Below are 26,359 nucleotides of genomic sequence, written 5' to 3'. Positions count from 1 at the left end.
TAGCAAAATAATTACAAAGAAAATGGAACAGCAAACATCAATAAGAACAAACCTACAATTAGGTATTTACAAGGTTATTGATCCCTTTGTAAAAATTCTTATCAAAGTTGGGTTAACCCCAAATGCAGTTACTTCAATTGGTTTTGTACTAAATGTAGGCGTAGCCGCCATATTTATATTAGGCGCCGAAGAGGGTAACCGTGGCGATTTGAGTTATGTGGGCTGGGCCGGAGGTTTAATCTTGTTCGCAGGTTTGTTTGACATGCTCGACGGGCAGGTAGCCCGCCTGGGCAATATGAAATCAACCTTTGGCGCTTTGTATGATTCGGTGCTGGATCGTTACAGTGAGCTGATTATGTTCCTGGGTATCTGTTACTATCTGGTTGCCCATCATTATTTTGTGAGTTCTATTGCTGCCTTCATTGCCCTGATAGGTTCTATGATGGTTAGTTATGTTCGGGCTCGTGCCGAAGGCTTAGGCGTAGAGGTTAAAGGAGGCTTAATGCAAAGACCTGAGCGTGTGGTAACCATTGGTTTATGTGCAGCTTTAAGTGGTATAGTAGCGCAGTACATTGGCGGTAACTATAAATTATTTATACCCGGTATTAAGTTTCACGTTTTTGAAACCATATCCATATTCACCATTCCATTGGTAATATTGGCCGTGCTTACTAATATTACTGCGTTTAACAGGTTAAGAGAGGCTAAAAGAGCTTTAATTGAGGCTGAGAAAAACAACTAATCATTGAATTATCGGGTTACTGAATTAAAAAACGTTCAAGTGACTACGTTAGCGATTAGGTTAGTTAAAATCCAGAGAAATCACTAATTCAATAACTCAGTAATTCAATAATTAAAATATCATATCTTCGTAACCTTTAAATAAAGGTTTTACGAATTAGTAAATTCTTTATTAAAATTGAACCCGGTTAGGTTTTACTAACTTATATATTATTAAAAAGACAATAACAGGCAGAGAAATCGTCAAAATTTTAAAACCTGATATGCTATGAAAAAGAATTATGTCTCCAATTCTCAGGAGTCTGTGAGAATGTTTAAAAGTGACTTTTTAGAAGGTTTATCAAAGGTACATTACACCGTACCCCTATATATTTTTGTACCCGTTATTTTAGTATGTACTTATGAGGCTTTTTTTGAAGCAGGCCTTAGTTTTTTACTATATATCGGCCTGTTTTTAGCCGGATTATTTATCTGGACAATTGTTGAATACATTATGCACCGTTTTGTTTTCCATTACCAGCCAAACGAAAACTGGAAATGGGCACAAAGGCTGCATTTTATTATGCATGGCGTACATCATGATTACCCCAGCGATGCCAAACGATTAGTATTGCCACCTTCATTAAGCATCCCGTTGGCTACCGGCTTTTACTTTTTGTTTAAAGCTTTGTTACCTGTAAATTATATATTCGGTTTTTTCCCTGGTTTTATATTGGGTTATCTGTTTTATGACATATCGCACTATGCTATGCACCATTTTAACTTTAAAAGTGGCCTTTTCAAAAAAATAAAACAACACCACATGCTGCATCACTACCAGGATCCTGAAAAAGGCTACGGTGTGAGCTCGCCGTTATGGGACAAAATATTCCGTTCAGGTTTTCTAAAAAAATAAGAGTGGATAATACCGGGCAACATAGCGTAACAGTTAATCCAAAAAGCATACTTACTGTTTCTCTTCTTTCAATAGGCTATTTACTCATCTCTTACTTCCTTATTGGCTATAATTCTTCGGAGCTGGTATTGGTAGCCATATTTAACACGCTCTTTTATCTATCAGGAGTTACCCGCAAATTCATATTAGGCTTCAGCATATTCATTGTATACTGGATCATATTTGATTATATGAAGGCTTTCCCCAACTACCATTACACAGCCGTTCATATAGCCGATCTGTATAATTTCGAAAAACATATTTTCGGGATACATGACAATGGTAAACTACTAACGCCCAACGAATACTGGCGCATTCATGGCACCACGTTTATAGACGTAGTGACTGGTTTATTTTACCTGTGCTGGATACCCGTACCCTTAGGTTTTGCCGCCTTTTTATTCTTCAAAAATAAACGGCAGTTTTTGTATTTCTCTCTCACCTTTGTGCTGGTGAACCTGCTTGGCTTTGTAATTTATTATACATTTCCGGCGGCACCGCCGTGGTATGTTCAATATTATGGTTTCCATTTTACGCCGCTAACAGCTGGCAATGTTGCCGGTCTGGCTAAGTTTGATGCTTATTTTCATGCAGGTATTTTCAAATCCATTTATACCAAAGGCTCTAATGTGTTTGCAGCCATGCCATCACTCCACTCCTCTTACCCGGTTATTGTTTTGTATTATGGTATAAAAAACCGGTATAAAATTGCCAGTATTTTCTTTGCTATAGTTATGCTGGGTATTTGGTTTACTGCAGTTTATGCCAGTCACCATTACGTGCTGGATGTTTTGGCAGGTATTACTACTGCTACAGTAGGTATATCACTATTTAACCTTTTAATGAACAGGGTAAAATGGTTGCAGATGTCTATTAATAAATACGAACAGGTTATTTTATAAAATACTGTACTATTTACTATACCCTCTCCATTTTGCAAAAAGGTGATTTCTTTTGCCGCTTAATATTTAAGCATAAGCTCGATTACAAAAATATCCTTAAGGGATAAAAAGTTACAAATCACTCAATATCACACATATTTAGATTATCATACAGAAAACAGGCACGCTATTTGAAGGGATACATCAAAATTAACTGTTGATACGATAACCCTTACATGAAGAAACTGATTACCTGCCTTTTTATCCTCCTAGCCGGATTGCGATTATCAGCGCAGGCACATGATCTGGATAGCCTTAAACAACGACTGCAAGTCACCAAAGATTCGTTAAAGGGCCCTATATATGTGGAGATTGCCAATCAGTATCTATTAAAAAATGATACCATCAGCAGTCATCGCTTCAGATATTACAACCAGCTCGAAGCCTTAAATTATACCATGCTGGCCCTGCATAATTTCTCCAATTTATCTGACTCATTAGGTCTACGCACCTGTTATAATAATCTGGCAAAAATTTATCGTCAGCAATATAAATATGTGCAGGCCAAGTGGTTCATTTTACAATCAAACGCGATATCCCGTCAAAAAAAAGATGTACAAAATATCATTGCCTCATTAATTGAACTTTCGGCTATAAAGGCCGATATGAAAGATTACAAATGGGCCATGCATGATCTGAACGAGGCACTGGCGCTTTCCATCAAAAATAAAGACCCTAAAAACGAATCGGCTGTACAGGTAGGCTATGCTGGTTTATACCGGCAAATGAAAGATTTTGATAAAGCATCACTGGCTATAAAAAGGCACGAGGAGATTGATGATAGTCTGCATCAGGCTGAAATTGATCGTTTAGCACGCATCAACGCCCAGGATTCTCTCCGGATCAAAAAACAGGACTCGATCATCGTCAAAAAAAAAGTACTCGCCTCCAGCAAGAAAATGCCTACCGCCGGCAAGAAGAAGCCCTCCAAAACAAGCTCAATCAAACGCATAGCCTCGTTATAGTATTAATTATATCGCTTGCGCTGATTACGATAGCTGTGATCATTTATTCAAAATATCGCAAACGTGGTAAATGGCGGTTCCGCATAAGAAAACCACGATCATAACGTTGCTAATATCTCCCAGGTATTTAATTAAACCACTTATCGGGAAAATTGTCATACTGTGCAATATGAGGAAACCGATTGTTAAAACCATTTTTACTCTTGCTGCATTACTTACATTTTGCACGGCTCATGCACAAAGCAGGCAATTTAAAAATGAGTTTTTATACCGTATAAACTTAACAAGACAAAAAGGCTGTAATTGTGGGATAAAGTATTATGCTCCTGCTCCGCCTTTAACCTGGAACGATGATTTACAGGATGCTGCTGAAGGCCATGCCAAAGACATGGCCCGGCAAAACTATTTTGACCATACCAGCAAGGATGGCCGCAATATGGAAGATCGTATAGTTGCTGCCGGCTATAAATTTAAGGGGTATAAAAGCTTTGCCATTGGCGAAAACATAGCCGCCGGGCAACAAAGCATTGCAGAAGTAATGGATGGCTGGTTTAAAAGCGAAGGTCATTGTAAAAACCTCATGAATCCCGATTTTAGAGAAGTAGGCGTTGCCATGTACCGGAATTACTGGGTACAGGATTTTGGCGGGCGCCAGTCATTTTCGCCCGAACAACAAAAGCTCATCAAATCTGGCAAATACCGTATGGTGCAGCAACCAGCAACAGGCCATGATTAGATAGACGTGAGGATGTGCAAATTACAGTAGTGCAGACCATTGAATAGCTGTACCAATTTATGATGCATTGCTTGATTTTAGCAAGGCAATCCTAAAGTCAGCTTTTTAAAATTACCTAAATTCAAAGCACATTTACACATACTTTTGTTAATTTTGGAATTAATGCTACCCGCTACCAATCATACACTTGAAAAACTGGAAATGCTGCTTAAATCGGCTGGATACAAGGTGCGGTATGAGAAAGGCAATTTTAAAACGGGTTCCTGCCTGTTGCTCAGCAGTCGTATGGTAATTGTTAACCGTTTTTCGAACCTGGAAAGTAAAATATTGGCCATTGTTGAAATGTTACGTGAACTTGAGGTGGATTACAAACTGCTCGACGAAAAACAGGTTGCGTTTTTACAGGAAATCAAACAAACTAAACTGCAGCTGTGACCATAACATTTTTAGGAACCGGAACTTCTCAGGGTGTGCCTGTTATAGCCTGCGGCTGTGAGGTATGTACATCAACCGATAGCCGTGATAACCGGCTGCGCACTTCCATTTTAATAGAGACTGAAGATAAAACTATAGTGGTTGACTCCGGCCCCGATTTCAGGTATCAAATGTTACGTGCCGGCGTAAAGCACCTGGATGCCATTGTATTTACCCACGAACACAAGGATCATATTGCCGGCATGGACGATATCAGGGCATTTAACTATAAACAAAACAGCCCTATTGACATTTACGCTGATCTAAGAGTACAAAAGGCTCTGGTACGCGAGTTTCCGTACGTTTTTGACGGAACAGGCTACCCTGGTCTCCCACAGGTAAACATACATCCAGTTGATCTTCATCCTTTTTCAATTGGCCATACCATATTTACCCCGATTGAGGTTTTACATTATAAATTGCCCATACTAGGTTTCAGAATAAAGAATTTTACTTACATCACTGATGCCAAAACAATACCGGAAACGGAAAAAGAAAAGATAAAAGGAACAAAAACCCTGGTGATTAACGCCTTGCAAAAGCAAAGTCATATATCTCATTTCACCCTTGATGAGGCTATTAGTTTTGCGAATGAAATAGGTGCCGAAAAAACTTACCTTACCCATATCAGTCATCGTTTGGGCACTCATTTCGATGTATCAAAAGAACTACCGGAGAATATAGAATTGGCTTATGATGGCTTGAAACTCATTATCTGAGCAAATCTGTTAACAACGCTGGTGTTTAACATTTTACTACAAATAAGTAGAAAATAAGACAATTTTCGCACAAAAAAAAACAATATTTGCAGGCATCCGTTTGGGTACATAATATGTACACATTGCGGATAGCAAGCCCCTATTAGATGAAATATATTGTTTATGTAAGCACAGCTATAAGGCTGATGACTGAAGACGAGCTTTTAGATTTGCTTACTATTGCTCGCACTAAAAATAAAAAGTATAGCGTTACAGGCATGCTGCTTTATTGCCAAGGTACTTTTATGCAGGTTCTGGAAGGTGAAGAAAGTTCGGTCGACCTGATTTACAGCGCCATTGAATTGGATATCTTCAGGCACAAAAACATCATCAAACTAGCTTCCGGAACTATTGAAAAGAGGAACTTTCCGGACTGGTCAATGGGCTTTGCCTCTGTAAACTCAGAAACACTACAGGAAATTGAAGGGTTTCTCAGTTCACCCGACTTAAACTTAGCTAACAACTCTGAACATATTACCGTTAATATGCTTAAAACCTTTGTTGAAAACAATAAATTATATATTTCTTTTTAACCTCCGCTTTTATAATAATTGCCCCTTTGCTATATATCATTAACAATAAAACAATAACTATTAGCTAATGTTTTAGTAAAACGATGTGTTTTTTAATTATAATTTAACAAAAGCCACCTACAAATTTATAATTAGTTATTAGTTTATCAAAAAATTAAATAACTAAATATAAATTTGACTACAACTTAATAAAACTTACCTTCTCTATTGCTCCTTTATACTTATTTAAATGCCCGGTATTATGAACATTAATCTTCCCCTTTATGGTAATGAAACGTTTATTGATTTGGGTAAATGTGCCATTGTTGTATTCAAATAAACCTACCCGTGTACCAGTTAAGTATAATGGGCACTCCTGACTAAAATCGACCCAAAGCGCTTTTTTTAAGGAGTGATCGGCAAAAAGGCTATCGTTTAACAAAGCTGATTGTTCAATACCTTCTACGTATTTACCGGTAACCTCCACATACTGACCATTATAATTTTTAAGATGGTTGACTAATTCTGTAAATTCAATCTTCTTAAAATCTATTCCATCATTACAATTACTCTCAAAAACTTTAGGCTGTTTGCTGCATGACAGCAACAATAACGGAAGTATGGCAGGAAAGAACTTGTTTATTTTACCGGATACCATCACATCTAAAAATCAGTTTTATGAATATAACGAAAACATTTTTACTATAGTAGTGATATCTCTTACGTATCCTGATTATTACACAATAAGTATACTTAAGTAGAGATACTATCAATGTGTGCTAAATGCTTTTATAATATTATAATTAAGCACTACATTTAGCTACCAATCATACCAATTATATGAAACTAAAATTAATGTTTATAGGGCTGTTGCTTTTTACAACAATGGCAAAGGCACAGCAAAAAATTATCCGGTTGTACCCTGGTGCGGCTCCGGGTTCCGAAAACTGGAACTGGACCGAAGGTGAAAGTGAAAATAAGGTATATAACGTAAAGTTGGTATACAATGTGGTATATCCTTCTATGGAGGTATTTTTGCCCGATCCTGCAATTGCCACAGGCACGGCTGTAGTTATTTGCCCGGGTGGGGGGTTCGAGGTATTATCTATCGACAGCGAAGGCAATGAGGTGGCCAAATGGCTTAACCAACATGGTGTAGCGGCCTTTGTATTAAAATACCGATTAACACAAAGCCTTACTGATGACCCAATGAAAGAACTGGCCACAAACATGGCTAAAAAAGATTTTGAACAAAAAATAAGTAAAATAATCCCGCTTTGTATTGCCGATGCCAGGCAAGCCATCAGTTACGTGCGTGAGCATGCGGCCGAATATGGTTTGTCGCCATCACGCATAGGCATTATGGGTTTCTCGGCTGGCGGTACCCTGGCAGCGGCAACAGCGTATAAATATACCCCTGCTGACCGACCCGATTTTGTGGCGCCAATCTACCCTTATTTTCCCCCGGCATTGCAATCGGCTATTCCGGATGATGCTCCGCCACTGTTTTTGGCAGCTGCCACAGATGATGACCTCAACCTAGCCCCTCATAGTGTTGATCTATATTCCAAATGGCTAGCTTCAAAACACAGCGCCGAGCTGCATTTGTATGCACAGGGCAGCCATGGCTTTGGCATGCGTAAACAAAATATACCCACAGATACCTGGATAGAGCGTTTTAACGACTGGCTGGGTTTGAAAGGTTTTTTAAAACCAATAGATCCGAAGGCTAAATCGCCGCAGGATAAATTGGCAGAAGCGGAGAATAACCACAAAAAATATGATGAGCAGCTACATAAAGACTGGGCCAACATTAAACGCTATGCAACCGATAACGAAAAAGTAACCGCACAGGAAGCTAACCCTAAAAGTGTGGTTTACATGGGTGATTCGATCACTGATTTCTGGATCAGGAGCGACTCTGCGTTTTTTGCCGGTAAGCCATACTATGACCGGGGTATCAGCGGACAAACTACAACTCAGATGCTGGTTCGTTTCCGTGATGATGTGGTCAACTTAAAACCAGGTGTGGTAGTGATACTGGCAGGTATTAATGATATTGCCGAAAACAATGGCCCCATAAAATTGGAAGATGTTTTTGGTAATATACAATCCATGGCTTTGCTGGCTAAAGCAGCCGGCATTAAAGTTGTTCTATCGTCGGTATTGCCTGCATTTAATTTCCCTTGGCGCCCGGGGATGGAACCTGCCGAAAAAGTGATACGATTGAATGCTATGATCAAAGATTTTGCTGATAAGAACCACATGGTATATCTGGACTATTTTTCTGCTATGGCCGATGAGCGCAAGGGTTTACCCAAATCCTTATCTGCTGATGGTGTACACCCCAACCTGGCCGGTTACAAAGTAATGGAACCACTGGCCGAAAAAGCAATTGCCGAGGCTTTAAAATACAAGTAAAAAGATAACGGTTACCTCTCAGCCAGGAGAGAGGTAACCTTAACCCAATCTTATCAAAACGATAATGCTATTTATATAAATTTGCGCATATCGTTTCGTAATGAAAAAACTCATTCTCTTTATTACAACATTTTTTCAAGTTGTAATCGCATTTGGCCAGGCAGATACCATTCAAAAAATTACTCCGGGGCGTAAAAACAATCTTAAACAACAAAACAAGCCATATGTCATCCTTATTTCGGCTGATGGTTTTAGATATGATTACGCTAAAAAATATCAGGCCACCCACCTGCTTGCTTTGAGTAAAGAAGGCGTTAGCGCAACATCTATGATTCCTTCCTACCCTTCAGTCACTTTTCCCAATCATTATGCTTTAGTAAGTGGCTTGTACCCTTCACATTCGGGCCTGGTCAATAACGCTTTTTATGACCGTGACCGGCATGATTCCTATTACATGGGCGCCAAAGCCAAAGTAGCGGATGGTTCCTGGTATTATGGCTCACCGCTATGGGTATTGGCAGAACAACAGCGCATGCTTTCGGCCAGTTTTTACTGGGTAGCTTCAGAAGCAGCAATACAAAACATTCGCCCTACATATTATTATACCTATAACGAAAAAATAGCTATTCATGATCGCATTGATGCAGTGGTGAAGTGGTTGAAATTGCCACCGGCAGAACGTCCGCACCTGATCACCTTCTACTTTCCACAAGTTGATCATGCCGGACATATGTATGGCCCCAATGCACCGGAAACAGCCCATGAGGTACATTTTGTGGATTCGGCAGTTAGTGAGCTGAACAAAGCAGTAAAAGCAACCGGTATTAAAGCAAACTTCATCTTTGTATCAGACCATGGCATGACCAGTGTCGACAAAGAACACCCTATCGGTATTCCAGCAGCTATCGATACCTCTAAATTTTTGGTTTCAGGCGATGGCATCCTGGTGGAACTATATGCCAAAAACAAAACCGATATCAATGCTGCTTACAAACAGTTAAAACAGGAAGCAGTTGATTATGACGTGTATCTTAAAACCAATGTCCCAACCAGGCTACATTATGGTCAGGCCGATGACTGGCACAATCGTATTGGCGACATATTGCTGATACCCCATTACCCTAAAGTGTTTAATTTATCCAACAGAAAAATACACCCGGGCTGGCATGGGTATGACCCTACTTTGGTTAAAGATATGCACGCCACCTTCCTGGCCTGGGGGCCTGCCTTTAAAAAGCATACTACTATTCCATCTTTTGAAAACGTAGCAGTTTTTAACCTGGTAAAAAGTATATTAGGGCTCAAATATACCGGCAAGGTAGATGGTACCGATAAACTGGCGCATACTATCCTGCTTAAAAAGAACAAGTAATAGCACTGGCTACGCATGACAAACGTATACATACCTGAAACTACCGAAAATCAAAAAAGGATAACCGCGGGTAATATTTCGTTTGTGCATTACCAGGAGCAGGATAGCCTGCAAAATAGCCGGGTAGTGTTTAATTGTTATGCCATCAGCTTTGTAATCAATGGTGAAAAAGCTATTTATCGCCCGTCTGATAATACTATAGTACATACAGGCGAGGGCATTGTGATACCCGAAGGGAATTCCATCATGGCCGAGCATACGCTCAATGAGTTTCAATATAGTAGTGTACTGGTATTTTTTCCGGCGAGTGTAGCTATCGCTTTTTTAAATAAACATCAACTAAACAACAGGGCTTCGGCCACTCCCGATTATATTAAATTTAGGCAAACCAATTACCTTACGGGTTATATTAAAAGTCTGCAGGCTTTGATACATGAAGGGCAAAACCTGCCCTATGAATTAGCGGTGAACAAGGTAGAAGAACTATTGCTGGTTTTATTGCAAAGTCACCGATCGCAATTGATCGCTCTGTTGCAATGCAACGCTCTCTCACCTGCCCTATTGTTAAAAAATGTGGTAGAGAACAATCTTTTCAACAATCTTACCCTCGAAGAGCTGGCCTTTTTGACCCACAAAAGCCTGGCCTCATTTAAGCGCGACTTTGAAAAAGCTTATCATATTGCCCCTGGCAAATACATCCGCGAACGCAAACTGGAAGTAGCCCGGCAGGAGCTATCACAAGGAAAAAACGCTACATCCTTATACCTTGATCTGGGTTATGATAACCTGTCGAATTTTTCGTCGGCCTTTAAAAAGAAATTTGGGGTAAGTCCCAAACAATATCAGCTCGGCGCGCAATAAAAAATCAAACTCCAATATATCAAGGGCTGTCAGTCTGAGCTTGTCGAAGACTCGCGCGCAGAGGCCTCCCCACCATGGTTCGACGGACTCACCATGACACCCTGTTTTTTTTATTATCCTATATGCCCTCAATGTTATTGATCTGAGCTGTTTTCAATAGTTTTTGAGCCTGCAGCAATAACCGCGAAGCGCCGATTAGACGCACTTTTGAATAAATAAATATTATCCAAAAGATCATGAAAACATTCATCTCATTTGCACTTGTTATAAGCCTTGGCTCCATCGTAAATGCACAAACCTTTACCCTTAAAAGCGCCGATTTAGGTGGTCAGTTCAGCAATCAATTTGTTGCTAACACCTTCGGCTGCAGCGGTGGTAACAAATCGCCGCAACTGGAGTGGCAAAACGCTCCGGCTGGTACACAAAGCTTTGCGGTAACCATGTATGATCCGCAGGCACCTACCGGCAGCGGCTGGTGGCACTGGGTTATTTTTGATATCCCCGCCAATGTACACGAGTTGAAACAGGGAGCCGGTAACCCTTCGGCAGGGATAGCGCCAGCTGGCAGCGTACAAGGTCTTACCGATGCGCTCATTCCCGGATATAGCGGCCCATGCCCGCCGGAAAATGACGCAGCCCATAGCTATGTGATCACAGTTTATGCTTTAAAATCAGCCAAACTTGGTGTCGATAATAAAGTGTCGGCGGCGTTAACCGGTTTTATGCTGAATCAAAATGTGATAGCCAAAGCATCGTTAATTGTATATTATAAAAGATAAGACAAACCAAACCTGTTACATCTGCCCTGTATTTCGGGGCAGATGTAATTTTGTACATACATAATCGGGATGGCTATTTTTAATTAGCTAAATATTTTGTTACTTGTAATAGATTAAAAATCCCACCGGTTATGCACAGAAGAAACTTTCTGAAAACAGGCTCATTAGCAGGTTTAACTTTATCAACTTTAGTAGCCGCCTCATGCAGTCAGCCTGCGGAAGAGAAAAAAATCGATGACGCTGCCAATAATAAGGATGACCTCTTTGAACTATCAGAAGTTACCATCTCCTATCTGCAGCAAAAAATGCAGGCTAAAGAATATACCTCACGCCTCATTACCGAACTTTACCTGAAACGTATTGACAAAATAGACAAAAACGGCCCAAAGCTTAATTCAGTCATCGAGCTCAATAAAGATGCACTGAACATAGCCGATGCCATGGATAAGGAACGTGCAAGTGGCAAAGTTCGCGGCCCTTTACATGGCATACCCGTGCTCATCAAAGACAATATCAATACCGCCGACAATATGCACACTACCGCCGGAGCATTAGCACTGGCTGATAATTTTGCCAAACAGGATGCCTTTATCGTACATAAATTGCGCGAAGCAGGTGCAGTGATACTGGGCAAAACCAATTTAAGCGAATGGGCTAATTTTCGCTCCACACACTCAACCAGCGCCTGGAGCAGTCGCGGAGGGCAAACCAAATGTCCGTATATATTGGATAGAAATCCAAGTGGTTCAAGTGCAGGGTCAGGATCGGCTACGGCCGCCAATTTGTGCACCGTGGCTATCGGGACCGAGACCGATGGATCTATCGTATCACCATCGTCGGTAAACGGTCTGGTAGGCATTAAACCTACAGTAGGCCTTTGGAGCCGCTCGGGTATCATCCCCATATCCAAAACGCAGGATACCGCCGGCCCTATGGCCCGTACTGTGAAGGATGCCGCTATTGTTTTAGGTGTATTAGCTGATATTGACGCACAAGACAGCTATACCCTTGCCAGTAAAGGAAAAGCCGCCCCTGATTATACCAAATTTTTGGACGCAAACGGACTGAAAGGTAAACGCCTTGGTATCGAAAAATCGGCACTGGAGGGTAACCCAGCTGTGGTTGCTTTGTTGAATGATGCCATTAACACTTTGAAAGATAAAGGTGCCATCATTATTGAAGTAGAACTGAACAAAGTCCTGAAAGATATCAGCCGGGGCGAGTTTACTGTATTGCTGTATGAATTTAAAGATGGTGTCAATAAATACCTGAGCACTGCCAACAGCAAAATGAAAACACTGGCCGATGTAATCGCTTTTAATAAACAGAACGAGGCCAAAGCCATGCCGTTTTTTAAACAGGAGACCTTAGAAATTGCTCAAAGCAAAGGAGATTTGAACAGCAAAGAATACCTGGAAGCACTGAAACAAACCAACGAAGGCACCCGCAAAGCCATCGATAAAATACTAACCGATAATAAACTGGATGCCATCATCGGCCCAACCAACGGGCCTTCCATTTGCATTGACCTCATCAATGGCGATTATGATAATGGTTTTTCATTCTCCGGGCCTGCTGCTAAAGCAGGATATCCGCACATCACCGTGCCTATGGGTAAGGTACATGAATTGCCGGTGGGTCTTTCGTTTTTTAGCACCGCTTACAAAGAAGCCGACATCATTACCCTAGCCTATGCATACGAACAAGCCTCGAAAAAAAGAACCGAGCCTGTGTTTAAGCCAGACTTGTTTGCGTAGCTTTGTGAATCATGGCAACAACACCCATTCCTAAAAAGATACTGGCCAGGCAGCATGAAATAACCGGCGACTTTTTGAAAGCCATTGATCAGCACCTGGATGATCTGTTACAACACAAGGTAATGGATATGATGGAAATCCGCGATTTTGCCGATCAACTGCACATCCATCCTACCCATTTAAGTAATACCATTAAGCTAACCACAGGCCATGCCCCCTGCTATTTTTTTGAAGAAAGGATTATGCGGATAGCTAAAGATATGCTCCGAAGCAGTACTGTTCCTGTTGCCGAAATTGCCGCACAGCTTACCTTTGATCCATCTAATTTTACCAAATTTTTTAAGCGATTTGAGGGAGTTACACCCAAACAGTATCGTGAGGGAGTGTTGATAAAGCAATATGATCAGGTATCTTAAAAATCGGAAACAGTTACCATTTAAACTGAAGTAGTCACCATAATTACCATACTATTTAGCTGCAACTTTGTATCATAAACAATAAACAAAAATAAAATGAGTACAAATAAAATAGCTCTGATTACCGGCGGCAGCCGTGGCTTAGGCAAAAATGCAGCCCAGCACCTGGCCAAAAAAGGTATTGATGTGATACTAACCTATCGCAGTAAAAAAGAAGAGGCAGAAGAGGTTGTTGCCTCCATTGAAAAATTGGGTCAAAAAGCGGCCGCACTGCAACTGGATACCAGTATTATTAAATCTTTCGATGGGTTTATCAGTCAGCTTAAGGCTACTCTTCAAGAAAAATGGGGACGTAGTACTTTTGATTTCCTGATCAATAACGCGGGTATTGATGCGGCTTCGAAATTTGCTGAAACTACCGAGGAAGATTTTGATAACCTCATGAACATACACTTTAAGGGAGTGTACTTTTTAACCCAAAAAAGTCTGCCCGTTATTGCCGATGGTGGCCGCATCATCAATTTTTCAACCGGTTTAGCTCGTTTTTCGACTCCTGGTTATGCGGCTTATGCTTCTATGAAAGGCGCTATCGAGGTATTGACCAAATATCTGGCAAAAGAACTTGGCCCGCGCGGCATTGCAGCCAATGTGGTGGCACCCGGAATTATTGAAACCGATTTTACCAAAGAGGCTTTTTCGCACGAAGGTATGCATGACAGAATATCCAGTATTACCGCTTTAGGTCGCCCGGGCATGCCTGACGATATTGGCGGTATAGTAGCCTTTTTATGTACCGAAGAAGCCCGTTGGATCAACGCGCAGCGTATTGAAGCATCAGGCGGTATGTTCTTGTAATTGATTGGATTGCCTCCATTAACAAAAAGTGGGTTTACATGGTTTACACTTTTTAGGGTTTACATTGACTTATGTAATTAATAATCAATAAATTACATATTTTTTCCCGAAAAATATGTAAACCCACTTTTGTATACATATTATGAGCTAAATTTCAATTCATGGGTAACACAACACCAAGGGTAGTCAATGTGATTTATGGCACAGCCTTTTTTTCATAAATTCCAGCTGTCCTAACAAAATCCTATCTTGCATAAAATAATACATCGATATGGAATTTGGCCGCGTTACCCCGCAAGAATTAGCTTCTGTAGATTTCACCCTTCCGCCCGATACCGAACTCACTTTAAGCACTTTAGCAGCTGCAAAAAGCAAAGAACCATTGCAGGTTCGCGTGGGTTGCGCCAAATGGGGCCGTAAAGAGTGGGTGGGTCAGATCTACCCCCTTAAAACCAAGGAGGCCAATTTTTTGGATGAATACGTAAAGCATTTTGACTGTATTGAACTTAACGCCACCTTTTATAATGTTTACGGGCCAGATACCATTTCCAAATGGAAAGCCAAGGCCGATAGCAATCCGGATTTTAAGTTTTGTCCCAAATTTTCGCAAAGCATTAGTCATATCCGCAGGCTAAAAAATGCAGAAGATATCACTACCAGCTATTACGAAGGCGTGATGGCCTTTGGCGATAAACTGGGGCCCATGTTTTTACAGCTTAGTGATAACTATACACCCAAAAGCTTTCCGGAGTTAAAAGCATACCTGGAGCAATTACCCAAAGACGTTCCTGTTTTTGTAGAGTTGCGACATAAGGAATGGTTTGCCGTCCCTGAAAACAGCGAAAAGGTTTTTAAACTATTGCATGACCTTAACATAGGCGCAGTAATTACTGATGCTACGGGCAGGCGCGATGTGGTACACATGAATTTGCCCACACCGCATGCTTTTATTCGTTTTGTGGGTAACGGATTGGTTGATGGCAATTTTGATTCGGACAAAGCCCGTTTGGATGAATGGGTTACCCGCATCAAACAGTGGCAGCAACAGGGTTTGAGATCGGTATGGTTCTTTATGCACCAGCACGATGAACGCTACTCGCCCATCCTGGCCGATTATGTAACGGACAAATTGAACAAAGCTTTAGACACACAATTACTTCGCCCTAAATTCATCGAAGCACAAAGCAGTTTATTTTAGCTGGATACCAGACCCGATATCACGTTGATGCCCAAAGCTACGATGGCTGTGTTGAACGCAAAGGATATCATGCCATGTATCCAGGCCAGGCGACGTATCTGACGAGAAGATATCTCCACATCCGATACCTGGAAGGTCATGCCGATTACAAAGGAAAAATAAACAAAGTCCAGGTAATCCGGATGTTTTTCATCGCCGGGAAAATCAAGGCCTCCTATTGGTTTTTTGTTGCTATCGCCGTCCGTATCAGTGGTATAATACATATGCGCATAACGCAGCGTAAATATGGTATGCACCAAAATCCAGGAAACAATAACCGATGCCATACTCAGCAAAACATGCTCGGTTACCGCCTCGGCCGACAGGTGTTTGGATGATTTAAGCAGAAAAAATATAGCCAGTGTACTCACTAATGAAGCTATAATCACGAACAGGAATATCAATGTACGACTGGAATCCTGGATCCGGGCTATCTTACGTACTTCCATGGGGTGAGATGACAGGATGATCACCCAATCCATAATAATAATGGCTAATGCAAAAGCAATCCAGGTAACCAGGATTACTGCCGGCACACTAAAATGCCCCAGGGACACAAACAACACAATTCCGCTTATCACCAACGAAATAAGCATCCGGTAATGAGCATCCAACCTAAACCAAACCTTTGATTTTATTTTATTTGCAGGCATAAGAAAAGTTTATACCGTAAATATGGCGATGAATTGTGTAGAATTAATGAACTATGTAAAAAAGAATCAAGAGATAAGAGTCAAGAATCAAGAAAAAATAACTGCAAGGCAATCAGATCAACAATTTTTGCTCTGTCTTGATTCCTGACTCTTATCTCTTGACTCTCACCTAATCCTCCTCTTCCACTATCCAGGCTACGCGGCCAACCTGCCCATCATCCAACTGCACTTTGATACCTCGCGAATGGTAAGCGGCGCTGGTAAGTAGTCTTTTTACAAAACCACGGGTTAGGGTTCCGGTACGCTGGTCTTTCTTCAGGATAATATCAACTTCCAGGCCTGGGTATATATCGCTTCTGTTTTGTCCGTTCATATTTATAAATGGCAAATATCAGTTTTTTGCCAGGTAATTTGTTATAAAAGTTTTTACTACTTCTTCGTTTCCGGCATCAAAACCATCTATTTTTTTTACTATTTGCCTTTTACTATTAACCAGGTAAATTTGTGGTACCCATCCTAAATTATATTGTGCATTAGCCCTATTAACCTGTTTAGCGGGTATAATTAACTGCTGCCAGAGCATATTTTCTTCATTCACGGCCTTTATCCATTCAGTCTTTTGATTATCAACCGATACGCTTACAAATCTTAAATTATCGTTTTTACAGGCAGAAGCTATTCTTTTTAACGACGGGATCTCCCGTCTGCAAGGGCCGCACCAACTGGCCCAAAATACAACCATATTCAGTTTCCTAGTGGTATCAATCAGGGTTACCTGCTTGGCATCCCTGTCAACGAAAGTGGTATTTGGAAATTCGTTCTTATTTTGGGGCTGATCATCAAGAAACTGTTTGATATTTTTACCCTGATAGGATGTTTTTATTTCATTGTTAAATTCATCAAAAATGCTTTTGTTTTGCTGATGGCTTAGATCATACTTGAAATTATTAAATGCAAAAAGTGCCCAGTAAGCATCAGGAGTATCTTCAACCAGCTTTTTAATGCGTGCAGCCTGAGCCGATCTTTTAACACTATCCTTACTGATCCTGATAAACGGCAGATCGAAATTTTTGAAATAAAACTCGTTCTGATGACCTGATATTATGCTTATACCTTTGTTGTTTGCCAGATCCCCGGTGAGCGTTGTCAACCCTGGTTCCATAATAAAAGCCGCATAAGCCGATGGCTTGCTTTTATCTACTGTATAAGGGTCATTAATGCTCAGAAAACCACTTTTCCCTTTTTCATCGTGGTACTTCAACAAAATCAAATCGGCTATGAACGCGGTATCGGGATGACGGCTAAACTCAAATTTGCCATCAATAACTTTTGCGGAATCAATTGCAGGAGAGCCTATCGGATAATTGAGATGTAAGTATACCCATTTTGCATTTAACCCTTTAATATTGCCCGTGATAGTTATGCTATTGTCATGCTTACATGATACTAAAGCGACAAGCAATAAGAGGAATGCAATAAATAAGTTTTGCAAGCTTTTCATAGGTGTAGGCGGTTGACTGTTATGCAATAACAACAGAATAACCAATTTATTGTGTTACCTATTTCACCAGCTCTTTTATCGCCGTATCAACCTTTTCAAAATCAAAATTAGTCAGTAACTTATCAAAGGCAGCAGTAATCTGCTCGTTGCCCAGGTTGCCTATGCTCCCTTCGTGGGTATGGTTTACGGTTTTGTCGGGGTTAAAATCGCCCTGTTCAATAGCCAGACCTATTTGTTTGTAGGCATCACGGAAAGGGGTACCGTTCAATACCATACGGTTCACTTCTTCCACACTGAAGAGGTAAGCATATTTGGGATCTTTTAATATATCGGCATTTACGCTGATGTTCTGCAGCATAAAAGTGGCCATATGCAGGCAGCTTTTCAGATCGGTAAAAGCCGGGAACAACAGCTCTTTCAGCAATTGCAGCTCGCGGTGATAACCCGATGGCAGGTTGGTGGTCATCATGGCTACATCAGTTGGCAGCGCCTGCAGGCGGTTACATTTGCCGCGCATAATTTCCCAAACATCAGGATTCTTTTTATGCGGCATAATACTGCTGCCGGTAGTCAGCGTATCCGGATAACTCACAAAGGCAAAGTTCTGGCTTAGATATAAAGCCTGATCCATAGCCATTTTAGCCAGTGTAGCTGCAATGGACGACAAAGCCTGCGCGATGATCCGCTCGGTTTTGCCACGCCCCATCTGGGCGTATACTACATTATAATTTAAACTATCAAAACCCAGCAATTGGGTAGTTAAAGTGCGGTTTAAAGGAAACGATGAGCCATAACCCGCTGCCGAGCCCAGTGGATTTTTATTGGTGATGCGATAAGCCGCCAAAACAAGTTCCAGATCATCAGCCAGGCTTTCGGCATAGGCACCAAACCATAAACCGAATGACGATGGCATAGCTACCTGCAAATGTGTATAGCCGGGTAGTAAAACATCTTTATGTTTTTCGCTGAGCGTGATTAACTGCCGAAACAGTGCCTCCGTTTCTTCAACTACCTGCTGTAGCTGGTTGCGGAAGAATAGTTTCAAATCAACCAGCACCTGATCGTTACGGGAACGGCCGCTGTGAATTTTTTTTCCGGCATCACCTATGCGTTGAGTCAATAGCATCTCCACCTGCGAGTGTACATCCTCTACCCCATCCTCAATAGTGAAGCCACCTTTTTCAATATCGGCATATATGGCTTTTAGCTCGCGCTGTACCAGGTCAAGATCGGCAGCGTCCATCAATCCTATGCTTTGCAGCATACGGGTGTGGGCCAATGATCCTAACACATCAAAGGCGGCCATTTGCTCATCAAATTCCCTGTCGCGGCCAACAGTAAAGCTCTCTACCAGTTCATTTACATTGGTAGTTTTTTGCCATAACTTACTCATGATGCAAATATGTACATTAAGGAGAAATAAACCCCAAAAAAATGAATAATCCCTAAATCTGTATTAAACCTTTTTAATATTTATAAGTCATAATTATTACCAATATTTTACAATGCTTTTAATCTTATTTAATATTAAAACATTACCTTAACCATCATTTATTACCTATGAAAAATAACATTTACCTTATTATTGCCGCTGCTTTATTGCTTAACAGCTGTTCAAAGAAAAATGATATGCCGTTTTACCCACCGCCGGCTAAGGCTGTTATAAAGGATGCAGGCACTATTGCTTTTAAAATTGCACCCCTGGCCGGTAATCAGGTGCAAATTTTTCTGCGGTATGATCAAAATCCCGCACCTTCAAAAATCATCCTGAAACAAGATACCAATACCTTACAGACTGTAACTGTATCTAAAAATAATACTAATAACTACTCGGCAATTATTAATTACGCTTTTAAACCCGGCGTTAAGTACAATTTCAAAGTGCAAACCGTTGTGACTTCAGATACTATCCGTCAATATAGTATTAATGATTATACCCATCAGTTTGTTCAGGCTTTTAATTATAAAAAACTATTGGATCTGAAACAAAGCCTAGGCCCCGAAGCACTTGACATCTCACCTTCCCGAAATTATTTATTTATAACCGACGATGTGAATAATGTGCTTTATACCAAAAGAATATCATTGAAAACTTTTGCAGTGGATGTTATCAGCGATAAATTACCATCCACCTTTATAAGAGCTGTATCAGATAATGAGTTACTTATTTACGGTGATAAAAATACAGCCAGTGTTCCACCGGTAACTATTGACCGGGGTAGCGACAGGGTTACGTTAGCTAAATACAATATAAACACGCAACAATCAACTTTTGTTGATTTTGTATCTTCGGGTTACGGCCGGATTTCCCGTATTGTCAATAACCATGTATTGGTAACCAATCCTATATTTGAAGATAAAACAGCTTCGCTTATTAATCTGGCCGATCTGTCAAAAGTGAAATATTCATTGGATAATTTTGATTTTACCCGCATAAACGAGTATAGTGCAAACCATATCCTGTATGCTAATAATTTGATTAACACTACCAATGGCTCTATGTCTACCCCGCTGAATCTTGATCAAAATTCCGGTTTAATTGATATTGATAATACTTCGGGCTATGCATTTGTGAGTTCGGCAAAGGAAAATACAGCTAAAGATATATTAACTGCCTTCAGCGTTTATAAAGATGGTTCCCCTGTATATCAATCAGCCTATACCTATGGAGACGGAACTTACCCTCCGGTGATAGCCAATATAAAAGGCGATATCTTAACTTTTTACAGAACCTTCAACTACAGTACCCAGGTACAAATAGACGGGTATTATACCTTAAATTTGAAAACTAAAGAAGTAAAACTTGTTCAGGCCGACGGTAACGGTAATCTGTATGTGGTGAGCGATTATCAGCTACAAGATGGCAGCATTATATCCGTAAGGACCGATGGTGTATATCGTATAACTCCTGCCAATTAATTTTAATCTACTGAAATTAAGACAGATAAATACAAAATTCATTAAAAGAATAAAATATTCTACTAAATCTATAGGATTTATATAAAAACAATTTTATATTTGCAGTGTCAACAACGACAAATAGTTCTTTATCACGCTTATCAAGAAAGACTGAGGGAAAGGCCCAAAGACGTCTTAGCAACCTGTACATCCGCATAATGTAAAAGGTGCTAATTCCTGCTCCGCATAGGAGAAAGATAAATAAGATCTTACCCTTCCATCTTCCATAAGTGATTTATAGTTTTTTTTAAAAAGTCGCGTGACCGAGAGGATAGGTTAAGGTCTGCAAAACCTTCTACGGCAGTTCGAATCTGCCCGCGACGTCAAATTTTCTCCCTTACTTTTATACTATTTATCGCCCTGAGATAAAATCCAGGGACTTTGATGGTGAAATCACATAACATTAAAGATAAAACATGGATGTCTCGGTGATCTCCGTCGAACCATGATGGGCAAGGCTTCTAAGGCCATAAATTCCCAATAATCTACATGGCATACAGCAAGCCTTCGGTTCCCTGCCAAATTTCAAATCGAAAAAAATTGGCTAAATCGTTATTATTTGGTATTCTTGGAATTTATGCACAACCCCGGTGCAGCTGCTTTTATCCTGTATAAACCAAACACTAATGATCGAACACAAACTCAATAACGAGATTCTAAAAACTAAACAACACTTTGAAATTCTTGATGGCTTGCGTGGTATCGCGGCCTTCGCCGTGGTAATTTTCCATTTTATGGAAATAGCCTATTCCGATTACAGTCAAAACTTTATCGGGCATGGTTTCCTTGCAGTCGATTTTTTCTTTTGTCTGTCGGGTTTTGTGATCGGGTATGCTTATGACGACCGTATTGGTAAAATGGGCATTATGGAGTTTTTTAAATCCCGGATCATCAGACTGCACCCTTTAGTTATTTTTGGCTCGGTACTGGGCCTGTTAGCGTTTCTTTTTGATCCTTTTGGCGGTCACCCGGAGCTGTACAGCGCAAGCAGGCTAATCCTGTTATTTTTAATGTCTATACTGCTTATTCCCTTCCCGGTAATGCCAGATCGTTATTTTAACCAATTCGGCTTTAACGCTCCGGCATGGTCGCTATTTTGGGAGTATATAGCCAATATTGTTTATGCTTTTGTCCTTTGCCGTGTTAATAAACGGGTATTGCTTGTGTTAGCGATATTGGCGGCAGTAGGTCTTTGTTTTGTGGCTTCTCATTCCGGAAACCTGATGGGCGGCTGGGGTAAGGGCAACTTTTGGGATGGCGGCGCCCGCATCAGCTATTCGTTTTTAGCCGGCTTATTGGTATATCGCTTTAACTGGATCATCAAAAACAAACTGGGCTTTTTAGGACTGGCGGCGCTGCTGGCTTTAGCTTTCCTGATGCCTTTCTCTACTAAATGGAACTGGCTTTCCGAAACCCTGGTAGTGCTCTTTTACTTCCCGCTATTAATAGCCTTAGGTGCAGGCGCAGCCTTAACCCAGGGGATAAAGAAATTGTGCGTATTCTGCGGAAAAATATCATACCCATTGTATATGACCCATTACTCGGTAATGTGGATGTTTGGGAAGTATTACGCTGCTCACAAACCGGGGCCTGGCCAATTGGGATTAATTATCCCGGTTTCGGCCATATTGCTGGTTGGAATAGCTTACCTGGTGATGGTGATCTATGATATACCGGTACGCAGATATCTGACAGCTAAAAGGAAGCAGGCTTAGATACTAACCATGTCCTCAACTTTCCATATACTTATAACAAACGACAGCCCGGCTCCTTTTTTAAGGATGCCGGGCTGTTTGATTTAAAGCAACAGGAGAGCCAAAAACCACTCGCTCAGTAGGCAATCAATTAACTATTAACTACTTATAACCTTATTATAAAATATAGAATGCCGCCTGTTTTTGCTGCTGGTTGTTCGTCACCATATCGGTCACTTGTGGCATTTCGTCTTTCAGCATTTGTTTCAGATCCTGCTCAATTTTCCGGCTGATGGCGGTGGTAGGAGTATCTGTCGGCATATTTTCAAATGGATCTTGCAAATGGATAGCCATTTTTTCGATCAGGAAAAATGCCGACGAAATAGCGATCACCAGCGGCACCTGTAATATGCCAAAAGACTCCATCAGGCTAAAAGGTAACAGTAGTACAAAAAACAATACTAGCCAGTGTATATACACGCTATATGTAGCCGGGAATACGGTATTCTTGATCCGCTCGCATCCACCCATGGAGTTCATAAAACTGGTCAGGGTGCCATCCATAGTTACCTGCTGGTACTCGTTAACCCAACCCAGTTTGTACAAAGTGCGCAAATCATGCCCTTGTAACTCATTTAAAGCCAGCGGCACATGATCTACATTACGAATATTCCGGACATCATCATCGCTTAAAAACGCCTCCAGGTTTTGTTTAGCATCTTGTTTACGCAGGTGGCGGCTCAAACTGTAGCACCAGGCTATCTGCCGTTTTACAATCCGTTCTTTGAGCGCCCACTTCTCGTCGCCGTCAATACTGCTGTCAACAAAGGTGAGTACCTGGCGGGTAATCGTACGGCAATCATTCACAATGCCGCCCCACAAAATACGGGCCTCCCACCAACGACCGTATGCCTGATTTGACCGGAAAGCCAGTAACAGGGATATAATAGTACCCAATATGGTAGGTACCGTTAAGGGGATGGAAACTTCTCTCAAGTCATAGTACTGATGCACCAGGTAAATAGCCGAGGCATAAATGGCCACCATGATGAGTTCTTTTTTTATTTTTCCGAATACATAGGTAACCGGGATGTTTTCTTTTAGTAGCATGATATTTAATAATTTAGGGGTTAATTACTCTTGTTCTGTTAATTCTGGCTCCTTGGCAATGAGGTTTACTATTATGCCATCTGTTTCTGTGTTGTCAAGCACCCGTTTGCCGCATTTTTCAATCAGCACTTCGGGGTCAATGCTATTTTTAAAAAGTAACTGATAGTTATCGTGCGGTGGCACAATGGCATCCACGTTATGTGCATCCAGGTAGTTATTAAAAACCGCCACGGTACTGCCATAAAAAATATCGATATGGATACGGTTGATCAGGTGACTGAAGTCTTTTTCAAGATCGCGGCAGCGGATATAAAAATTATCAGGGATCTGCCTGTACTCAGTTGAACGACGCGACAGCATCAGCAGTTCGCCTATGTTATCAGTAATCTTCAGCATGTGTACCAGCCTGATATCTACTTTTTGCGGATAGTATTGCTGAGCTATGGTTGGTATACTTTGGAGCGATTGGTAGGTAAAATCGGTGGGGATGAACAGCGTTTTCATAGTCGTAATTATTAATGGTTAAACTTGTACTGTTTTGTTTGATACAAGTGTAGCCACCAATAATTAAGATGATCTAAGAAAGTTATTAGAAATTGATTAGAGTTTTACGCCGATGCCTCTACAGGTAAAAACACCTTGATCTCGGTACCTTTACCAACGTCTGAACGAATACCTATACTCCCCCTGTGCAAACGAATAATGTTAAGTGTTAGAGGTAAGCCTACCCCATGTCCTTCGTAGCTGTGCGTATTGGAGGCCCTGAAAAATGGTTCAAAAATATGCTGCAGTTCACTTTCGGGTATACCTATGCCCTGGTCTGTAATGGAGATAATCACTTTATTATTTTCGGTCAGCAACCTTATTTTCACCATACGGTTGTCCGAATATTTACAAGCATTGCTGATAATGTTGGTAACGGCCAGGCGCAGTAAGTTACTGTTACCGCTTACATAAAGCAAGTGCTCGTCGGTTGGCATATCTTCCAGATCAATCTGTATATTACTGTCGATATTGATCCTTTTGATTGATTCTGAAGCGGTCATCAAGAGCTCATCAATCCGGATGCTTTCCCAGCGCTGTTTTTTACCGTCAAAGCCCGATTGTGCAAGCGTCAATAAACTATTCAGTATCTGTCCCAGCTTTTCAGCCTCAGAGTAGATGATACCAAATACCTCTCGCTGCTCCGGGCTTACATCAGTTTTACTTATGGCCAGTTCAGCTTCGCTACTGATAATGGTTAAAGGTGTACGCAACTCGTGCGAAGCATTGCTTACAAAGTTGTTTTGCGTTTCAAAAGCGGTTTCCAGGCGGTTAAGCATGTCATTGAAGGTATAAGATAGTTCGGCTATCTCGTCCTTGCCACTCAATTCATCCAGCCTAAAATGCAGATTATTGGCCGTTATATTTTTAACATTATTAATGATACGCCGTACCGGCTGAAAGGTATAAAAGGAAAATATTTTACCTATAAAATAAACCAGAATCATAGCCGCCAAAAAGCCATAAACCAATATTCTCTGCAGATCTTTCAATTCCTGAAAACCGGATGGGTCAATGGCCGAAACAATAACAATATATTTACTATTACCTTTTGTAAATACCCTGCCAGCATAAAAAATATTATCAACCTTATAGCGTGCCGCACTATCTTTTAAGATATTTTTAATAAAACTGCTTTTAGCATCAATTCCTCCATTTATATTAATTTTATTAAGTGTATCCGTGCTAAAAAAATGTTCTTTTTCTGATTCCAGTTTTTCCAGATAACGGTTTCTCACTTCCTGATAAGCCTGGCTTTTGGCACCAGGAAACAGGTGCACCTCGGCCGATATATTTACACGGGCTTCCAATCGCTTAAAAAAATCGTCGAAACCAAACCTGTATACCAGGTAAAAAATAGTGATATTGAGCAATAACAATATCACGCCAGAAAGTAACAGGAACAGTAAGGTTATTTTACTTTGTATTTTCATCGGGCTCTCCCTCTTTCATGATATATCCCATACCAAAAACTGTGTGTATGAGTTTTGAACCACCACCTTTTTCTAATTTTCTGCGCAGATAGTTTACATATACATCAACCACGTTGGTACCCATATTAAAATCAATATCCCATACACTTTCCAGTATCTGGATACGTGACAGTACTTTTTTCTGATTCTTTACAAAATACTCCAGCAGCCGGTACTCTGTAGCCGTGAGTTTTAATGGTTCCTGGTTACGGTAAGCTATTTTTGATTCGGCGTTAAGCTCCAGGTCGCTGATGGTAAATATATTTTTAGGTTGTAGCTCGCCGCTTTTACGACGTAGCAGCGTTCGCAAACGTGCCGCCAGTTCGGCAATTTTAAAGGGTTTTACCAGATAATCATCGGCACCACTATCTAAACCATTCACAATATTTTCGGTAGAGTCAAGCGCAGTAAGCATAATAACAGGCACTGTTTGTTTTTGCTGCCTGATGAGCTTACACACTTGTATGCCGTCCATTACGGGCAGCATAACGTCTAGTATCACCAGGTCAAAATCATGATCAAGCGCCATTTGCAAACCGGTTGCTCCATTTCCTGCAACGCTTACTTCGTAGCCAAATTCTGCCAGTCCGCGCTTTATTACCGATACCACATTGGGTTCATCCTCAACCAGTAATATCCCCATAGTATTAATTTGTATAAATTTTAATC

General features: G+C 40.8%; 27 protein-coding genes and 1 riboswitch. Of the genes, 18 read left to right on the top strand and 9 right to left on the bottom strand.

What is annotated here, in order from left to right; all coding sequences use genetic code 11:
- The first annotated feature begins 22 nt into the window (after positions 1-22).
- The 8 genes from G7092_RS24885 to G7092_RS24850 all read left to right on the top strand — a co-directional run bounded on the left by G7092_RS24885 (position 23) and on the right by G7092_RS24850 (position 6,082).
- Complete coding sequence (locus G7092_RS24885) at positions 23-742, top strand: CDP-alcohol phosphatidyltransferase family protein (RefSeq protein WP_166093803.1); 720 nt, start codon at positions 23-25, stop codon at positions 740-742.
- Positions 743-1,009: 267 nt separating this feature from the next.
- On the top strand, positions 1,010-1,636 hold the full coding sequence (locus G7092_RS24880; RefSeq protein WP_166093801.1) for a sterol desaturase family protein: 627 nt from the start codon (positions 1,010-1,012) through the stop codon (positions 1,634-1,636).
- Positions 1,637-1,638: 2 nt separating this feature from the next.
- A complete protein-coding gene (locus G7092_RS24875; RefSeq protein ID WP_317170013.1) occupies positions 1,639-2,577 on the top strand; it encodes a phosphatase PAP2 family protein in 939 nt (312 codons plus the stop codon).
- A gap of 215 nt (positions 2,578-2,792) precedes the next feature.
- Positions 2,793-3,581 carry a hypothetical protein gene (locus G7092_RS24870; RefSeq protein ID WP_166093797.1) on the top strand — a complete coding sequence of 263 codons (789 nt, stop codon included), beginning with the start codon at positions 2,793-2,795 and terminating at the stop codon, positions 3,579-3,581.
- Between the two features lie 169 nt (positions 3,582-3,750).
- On the top strand, positions 3,751-4,317 hold the full coding sequence (locus G7092_RS24865; RefSeq protein WP_166093795.1) for a CAP domain-containing protein: 567 nt from the start codon (positions 3,751-3,753) through the stop codon (positions 4,315-4,317).
- A 162-nt stretch (positions 4,318-4,479) separates the two neighbouring features.
- On the top strand, positions 4,480-4,752 hold the full coding sequence (locus G7092_RS24860) for a hypothetical protein (RefSeq protein WP_076373439.1): 273 nt from the start codon (positions 4,480-4,482) through the stop codon (positions 4,750-4,752).
- On the top strand, positions 4,749-5,510 hold the full coding sequence (locus tag G7092_RS24855; protein ID WP_166093793.1) for an MBL fold metallo-hydrolase: 762 nt from the start codon (positions 4,749-4,751) through the stop codon (positions 5,508-5,510). The genes G7092_RS24860 and G7092_RS24855 overlap by 4 nt, the downstream gene beginning before the upstream one ends.
- Before the next feature lie 146 nt (positions 5,511-5,656).
- On the top strand, positions 5,657-6,082 hold the full coding sequence (locus G7092_RS24850; RefSeq protein WP_166093791.1) for a BLUF domain-containing protein: 426 nt from the start codon (positions 5,657-5,659) through the stop codon (positions 6,080-6,082).
- Between the two features lie 178 nt (positions 6,083-6,260).
- Here the strand turns inward: G7092_RS24850 and G7092_RS24845 are convergent, their stop codons facing one another.
- Complete coding sequence (locus G7092_RS24845; RefSeq protein ID WP_166093789.1) at positions 6,261-6,719, bottom strand: hypothetical protein; 459 nt, start codon at positions 6,717-6,719, stop codon at positions 6,261-6,263.
- Positions 6,720-6,901: 182 nt separating this feature from the next.
- Here G7092_RS24845 and G7092_RS24840 point away from each other — a divergent pair, with 182 nt between their 5' ends.
- From G7092_RS24840 to G7092_RS24805, 8 genes are all read left to right on the top strand, one after another.
- Positions 6,902-8,482, top strand: coding sequence for a GDSL-type esterase/lipase family protein (locus G7092_RS24840; protein WP_166093787.1), 1,581 nt, complete (start codon positions 6,902-6,904; stop codon positions 8,480-8,482).
- Between the two features lie 100 nt (positions 8,483-8,582).
- On the top strand, positions 8,583-9,854 hold the full coding sequence (locus G7092_RS24835) for an alkaline phosphatase family protein (RefSeq protein WP_166093785.1): 1,272 nt from the start codon (positions 8,583-8,585) through the stop codon (positions 9,852-9,854).
- A gap of 15 nt (positions 9,855-9,869) precedes the next feature.
- Positions 9,870-10,715 (top strand): helix-turn-helix domain-containing protein, encoded by an 846-nt coding sequence (locus G7092_RS24830; RefSeq protein ID WP_166093783.1) that lies wholly within the window; start codon positions 9,870-9,872, stop codon positions 10,713-10,715.
- Between the two features lie 236 nt (positions 10,716-10,951).
- Positions 10,952-11,494: a YbhB/YbcL family Raf kinase inhibitor-like protein gene (locus tag G7092_RS24825; RefSeq protein WP_202985409.1), complete on the top strand. Its 543-nt coding sequence runs from the start codon at positions 10,952-10,954 to the stop codon at positions 11,492-11,494.
- A 131-nt stretch (positions 11,495-11,625) separates the two neighbouring features.
- On the top strand, positions 11,626-13,251 hold the full coding sequence (locus G7092_RS24820; RefSeq protein ID WP_166093781.1) for an amidase: 1,626 nt from the start codon (positions 11,626-11,628) through the stop codon (positions 13,249-13,251).
- An 11-nt stretch (positions 13,252-13,262) separates the two neighbouring features.
- Complete coding sequence (locus G7092_RS24815; RefSeq protein ID WP_166093779.1) at positions 13,263-13,667, top strand: helix-turn-helix domain-containing protein; 405 nt, start codon at positions 13,263-13,265, stop codon at positions 13,665-13,667.
- Positions 13,668-13,763: 96 nt separating this feature from the next.
- Positions 13,764-14,522: an SDR family NAD(P)-dependent oxidoreductase gene (locus G7092_RS24810; RefSeq protein ID WP_166093777.1), complete on the top strand. Its 759-nt coding sequence runs from the start codon at positions 13,764-13,766 to the stop codon at positions 14,520-14,522.
- 271 nt (positions 14,523-14,793) lie between these two features.
- Positions 14,794-15,720: a DUF72 domain-containing protein gene (locus tag G7092_RS24805; RefSeq protein ID WP_166093775.1), complete on the top strand. Its 927-nt coding sequence runs from the start codon at positions 14,794-14,796 to the stop codon at positions 15,718-15,720.
- On the opposite strand, the gene G7092_RS24800 is transcribed toward G7092_RS24805, so the two are convergent.
- The 4 genes from G7092_RS24800 to argH all read right to left on the bottom strand — a co-directional run bounded on the left by G7092_RS24800 (position 15,717) and on the right by argH (position 19,306).
- Positions 15,717-16,412: a DUF1345 domain-containing protein gene (locus G7092_RS24800; RefSeq protein WP_166093773.1), complete on the bottom strand. Its 696-nt coding sequence runs from the start codon at positions 16,410-16,412 to the stop codon at positions 15,717-15,719. The genes G7092_RS24805 and G7092_RS24800 overlap by 4 nt on opposite strands.
- Positions 16,413-16,581: 169 nt before the next feature.
- Positions 16,582-16,785, bottom strand: a complete 204-nt coding sequence (locus G7092_RS24795) for a YwbE family protein (RefSeq protein WP_112572483.1) — start codon at positions 16,783-16,785, stop codon at positions 16,582-16,584.
- Between the two features lie 18 nt (positions 16,786-16,803).
- The gene (locus G7092_RS24790) at positions 16,804-17,913 is read right to left on the bottom strand and encodes a TlpA disulfide reductase family protein (RefSeq protein ID WP_166093771.1); all 1,110 of its coding nucleotides are present in this window, start codon (positions 17,911-17,913) and stop codon (positions 16,804-16,806) included.
- Positions 17,914-17,971: 58 nt separating this feature from the next.
- Positions 17,972-19,306 (bottom strand): argininosuccinate lyase, encoded by a 1,335-nt coding sequence (argH, locus tag G7092_RS24785; RefSeq protein WP_166093769.1) that lies wholly within the window; start codon positions 19,304-19,306, stop codon positions 17,972-17,974.
- Positions 19,307-19,473: 167 nt separating this feature from the next.
- Between argH and G7092_RS24780 the strand changes: the two genes are divergently transcribed.
- Positions 19,474-20,832 (top strand): hypothetical protein, encoded by a 1,359-nt coding sequence (locus tag G7092_RS24780; protein WP_166093767.1) that lies wholly within the window; start codon positions 19,474-19,476, stop codon positions 20,830-20,832.
- A 134-nt stretch (positions 20,833-20,966) separates the two neighbouring features.
- A riboswitch (SAM riboswitch) is annotated at positions 20,967-21,075 on the top strand.
- 422 nt (positions 21,076-21,497) lie between these two features.
- A complete protein-coding gene (locus G7092_RS24775) occupies positions 21,498-22,586 on the top strand; it encodes an acyltransferase family protein (protein ID WP_166093764.1) in 1,089 nt (362 codons plus the stop codon).
- A gap of 156 nt (positions 22,587-22,742) precedes the next feature.
- Here the strand turns inward: G7092_RS24775 and G7092_RS24770 are convergent, their stop codons facing one another.
- The 4 genes from G7092_RS24770 to G7092_RS24755 all read right to left on the bottom strand — a co-directional run bounded on the left by G7092_RS24770 (position 22,743) and on the right by G7092_RS24755 (position 26,333).
- Positions 22,743-23,675: a bestrophin family protein gene (locus G7092_RS24770; protein WP_166093761.1), complete on the bottom strand. Its 933-nt coding sequence runs from the start codon at positions 23,673-23,675 to the stop codon at positions 22,743-22,745.
- 24 nt (positions 23,676-23,699) lie between these two features.
- On the bottom strand, positions 23,700-24,179 hold the full coding sequence (locus G7092_RS24765; RefSeq protein ID WP_166093758.1) for a hypothetical protein: 480 nt from the start codon (positions 24,177-24,179) through the stop codon (positions 23,700-23,702).
- A gap of 104 nt (positions 24,180-24,283) precedes the next feature.
- The gene (locus G7092_RS24760) at positions 24,284-25,651 is read right to left on the bottom strand and encodes a HAMP domain-containing sensor histidine kinase (RefSeq protein WP_166093755.1); all 1,368 of its coding nucleotides are present in this window, start codon (positions 25,649-25,651) and stop codon (positions 24,284-24,286) included.
- A complete protein-coding gene (locus G7092_RS24755; RefSeq protein WP_166093752.1) occupies positions 25,635-26,333 on the bottom strand; it encodes a response regulator transcription factor in 699 nt (232 codons plus the stop codon). The genes G7092_RS24760 and G7092_RS24755 overlap by 17 nt, the downstream gene beginning before the upstream one ends.
- Between the last annotated feature and the right edge of the window lie 26 nt (positions 26,334-26,359).

It is taken from the genome of Mucilaginibacter inviolabilis, from assembly GCF_011089895.1.
Lineage (GTDB): Bacteria > Bacteroidota > Bacteroidia > Sphingobacteriales > Sphingobacteriaceae > Mucilaginibacter > Mucilaginibacter inviolabilis.
The sequence above is the reverse complement of the archived record's forward strand: the minus strand, read 5'-3'. Positions and strand labels throughout refer to the sequence as shown.

Coding starts and splice junctions, on each gene's coding strand:
- G7092_RS24885 (WP_166093803.1), top strand. CDS start 23: ATGGAACAGCAAACATCAATAAGAACAAACCTACAATTAGGTATTTAC.
- G7092_RS24880 (WP_166093801.1), top strand. CDS start 1,010: ATGAAAAAGAATTATGTCTCCAATTCTCAGGAGTCTGTGAGAATGTTT.
- G7092_RS24870 (WP_166093797.1), top strand. CDS start 2,793: ATGAAGAAACTGATTACCTGCCTTTTTATCCTCCTAGCCGGATTGCGA.
- G7092_RS24865 (WP_166093795.1), top strand. CDS start 3,751: ATGAGGAAACCGATTGTTAAAACCATTTTTACTCTTGCTGCATTACTT.
- G7092_RS24860 (WP_076373439.1), top strand. CDS start 4,480: ATGCTACCCGCTACCAATCATACACTTGAAAAACTGGAAATGCTGCTT.
- G7092_RS24850 (WP_166093791.1), top strand. CDS start 5,657: ATGAAATATATTGTTTATGTAAGCACAGCTATAAGGCTGATGACTGAA.
- G7092_RS24845 (WP_166093789.1), bottom strand. CDS start 6,719: ATGGTATCCGGTAAAATAAACAAGTTCTTTCCTGCCATACTTCCGTTA.
- G7092_RS24840 (WP_166093787.1), top strand. CDS start 6,902: ATGAAACTAAAATTAATGTTTATAGGGCTGTTGCTTTTTACAACAATG.
- G7092_RS24835 (WP_166093785.1), top strand. CDS start 8,583: ATGAAAAAACTCATTCTCTTTATTACAACATTTTTTCAAGTTGTAATC.
- G7092_RS24830 (WP_166093783.1), top strand. CDS start 9,870: ATGACAAACGTATACATACCTGAAACTACCGAAAATCAAAAAAGGATA.
- G7092_RS24825 (WP_202985409.1), top strand. CDS start 10,952: ATGAAAACATTCATCTCATTTGCACTTGTTATAAGCCTTGGCTCCATC.
- G7092_RS24820 (WP_166093781.1), top strand. CDS start 11,626: ATGCACAGAAGAAACTTTCTGAAAACAGGCTCATTAGCAGGTTTAACT.
- G7092_RS24815 (WP_166093779.1), top strand. CDS start 13,263: ATGGCAACAACACCCATTCCTAAAAAGATACTGGCCAGGCAGCATGAA.
- G7092_RS24810 (WP_166093777.1), top strand. CDS start 13,764: ATGAGTACAAATAAAATAGCTCTGATTACCGGCGGCAGCCGTGGCTTA.
- G7092_RS24805 (WP_166093775.1), top strand. CDS start 14,794: ATGGAATTTGGCCGCGTTACCCCGCAAGAATTAGCTTCTGTAGATTTC.
- G7092_RS24800 (WP_166093773.1), bottom strand. CDS start 16,412: ATGCCTGCAAATAAAATAAAATCAAAGGTTTGGTTTAGGTTGGATGCT.
- G7092_RS24795 (WP_112572483.1), bottom strand. CDS start 16,785: ATGAACGGACAAAACAGAAGCGATATATACCCAGGCCTGGAAGTTGAT.
- G7092_RS24790 (WP_166093771.1), bottom strand. CDS start 17,913: ATGAAAAGCTTGCAAAACTTATTTATTGCATTCCTCTTATTGCTTGTC.
- argH (WP_166093769.1), bottom strand. CDS start 19,306: ATGAGTAAGTTATGGCAAAAAACTACCAATGTAAATGAACTGGTAGAG.
- G7092_RS24780 (WP_166093767.1), top strand. CDS start 19,474: ATGAAAAATAACATTTACCTTATTATTGCCGCTGCTTTATTGCTTAAC.
- G7092_RS24775 (WP_166093764.1), top strand. CDS start 21,498: ATGATCGAACACAAACTCAATAACGAGATTCTAAAAACTAAACAACAC.
- G7092_RS24770 (WP_166093761.1), bottom strand. CDS start 23,675: ATGCTACTAAAAGAAAACATCCCGGTTACCTATGTATTCGGAAAAATA.
- G7092_RS24765 (WP_166093758.1), bottom strand. CDS start 24,179: ATGAAAACGCTGTTCATCCCCACCGATTTTACCTACCAATCGCTCCAA.
- G7092_RS24760 (WP_166093755.1), bottom strand. CDS start 25,651: ATGAAAATACAAAGTAAAATAACCTTACTGTTCCTGTTACTTTCTGGC.
- G7092_RS24755 (WP_166093752.1), bottom strand. CDS start 26,333: ATGGGGATATTACTGGTTGAGGATGAACCCAATGTGGTATCGGTAATA.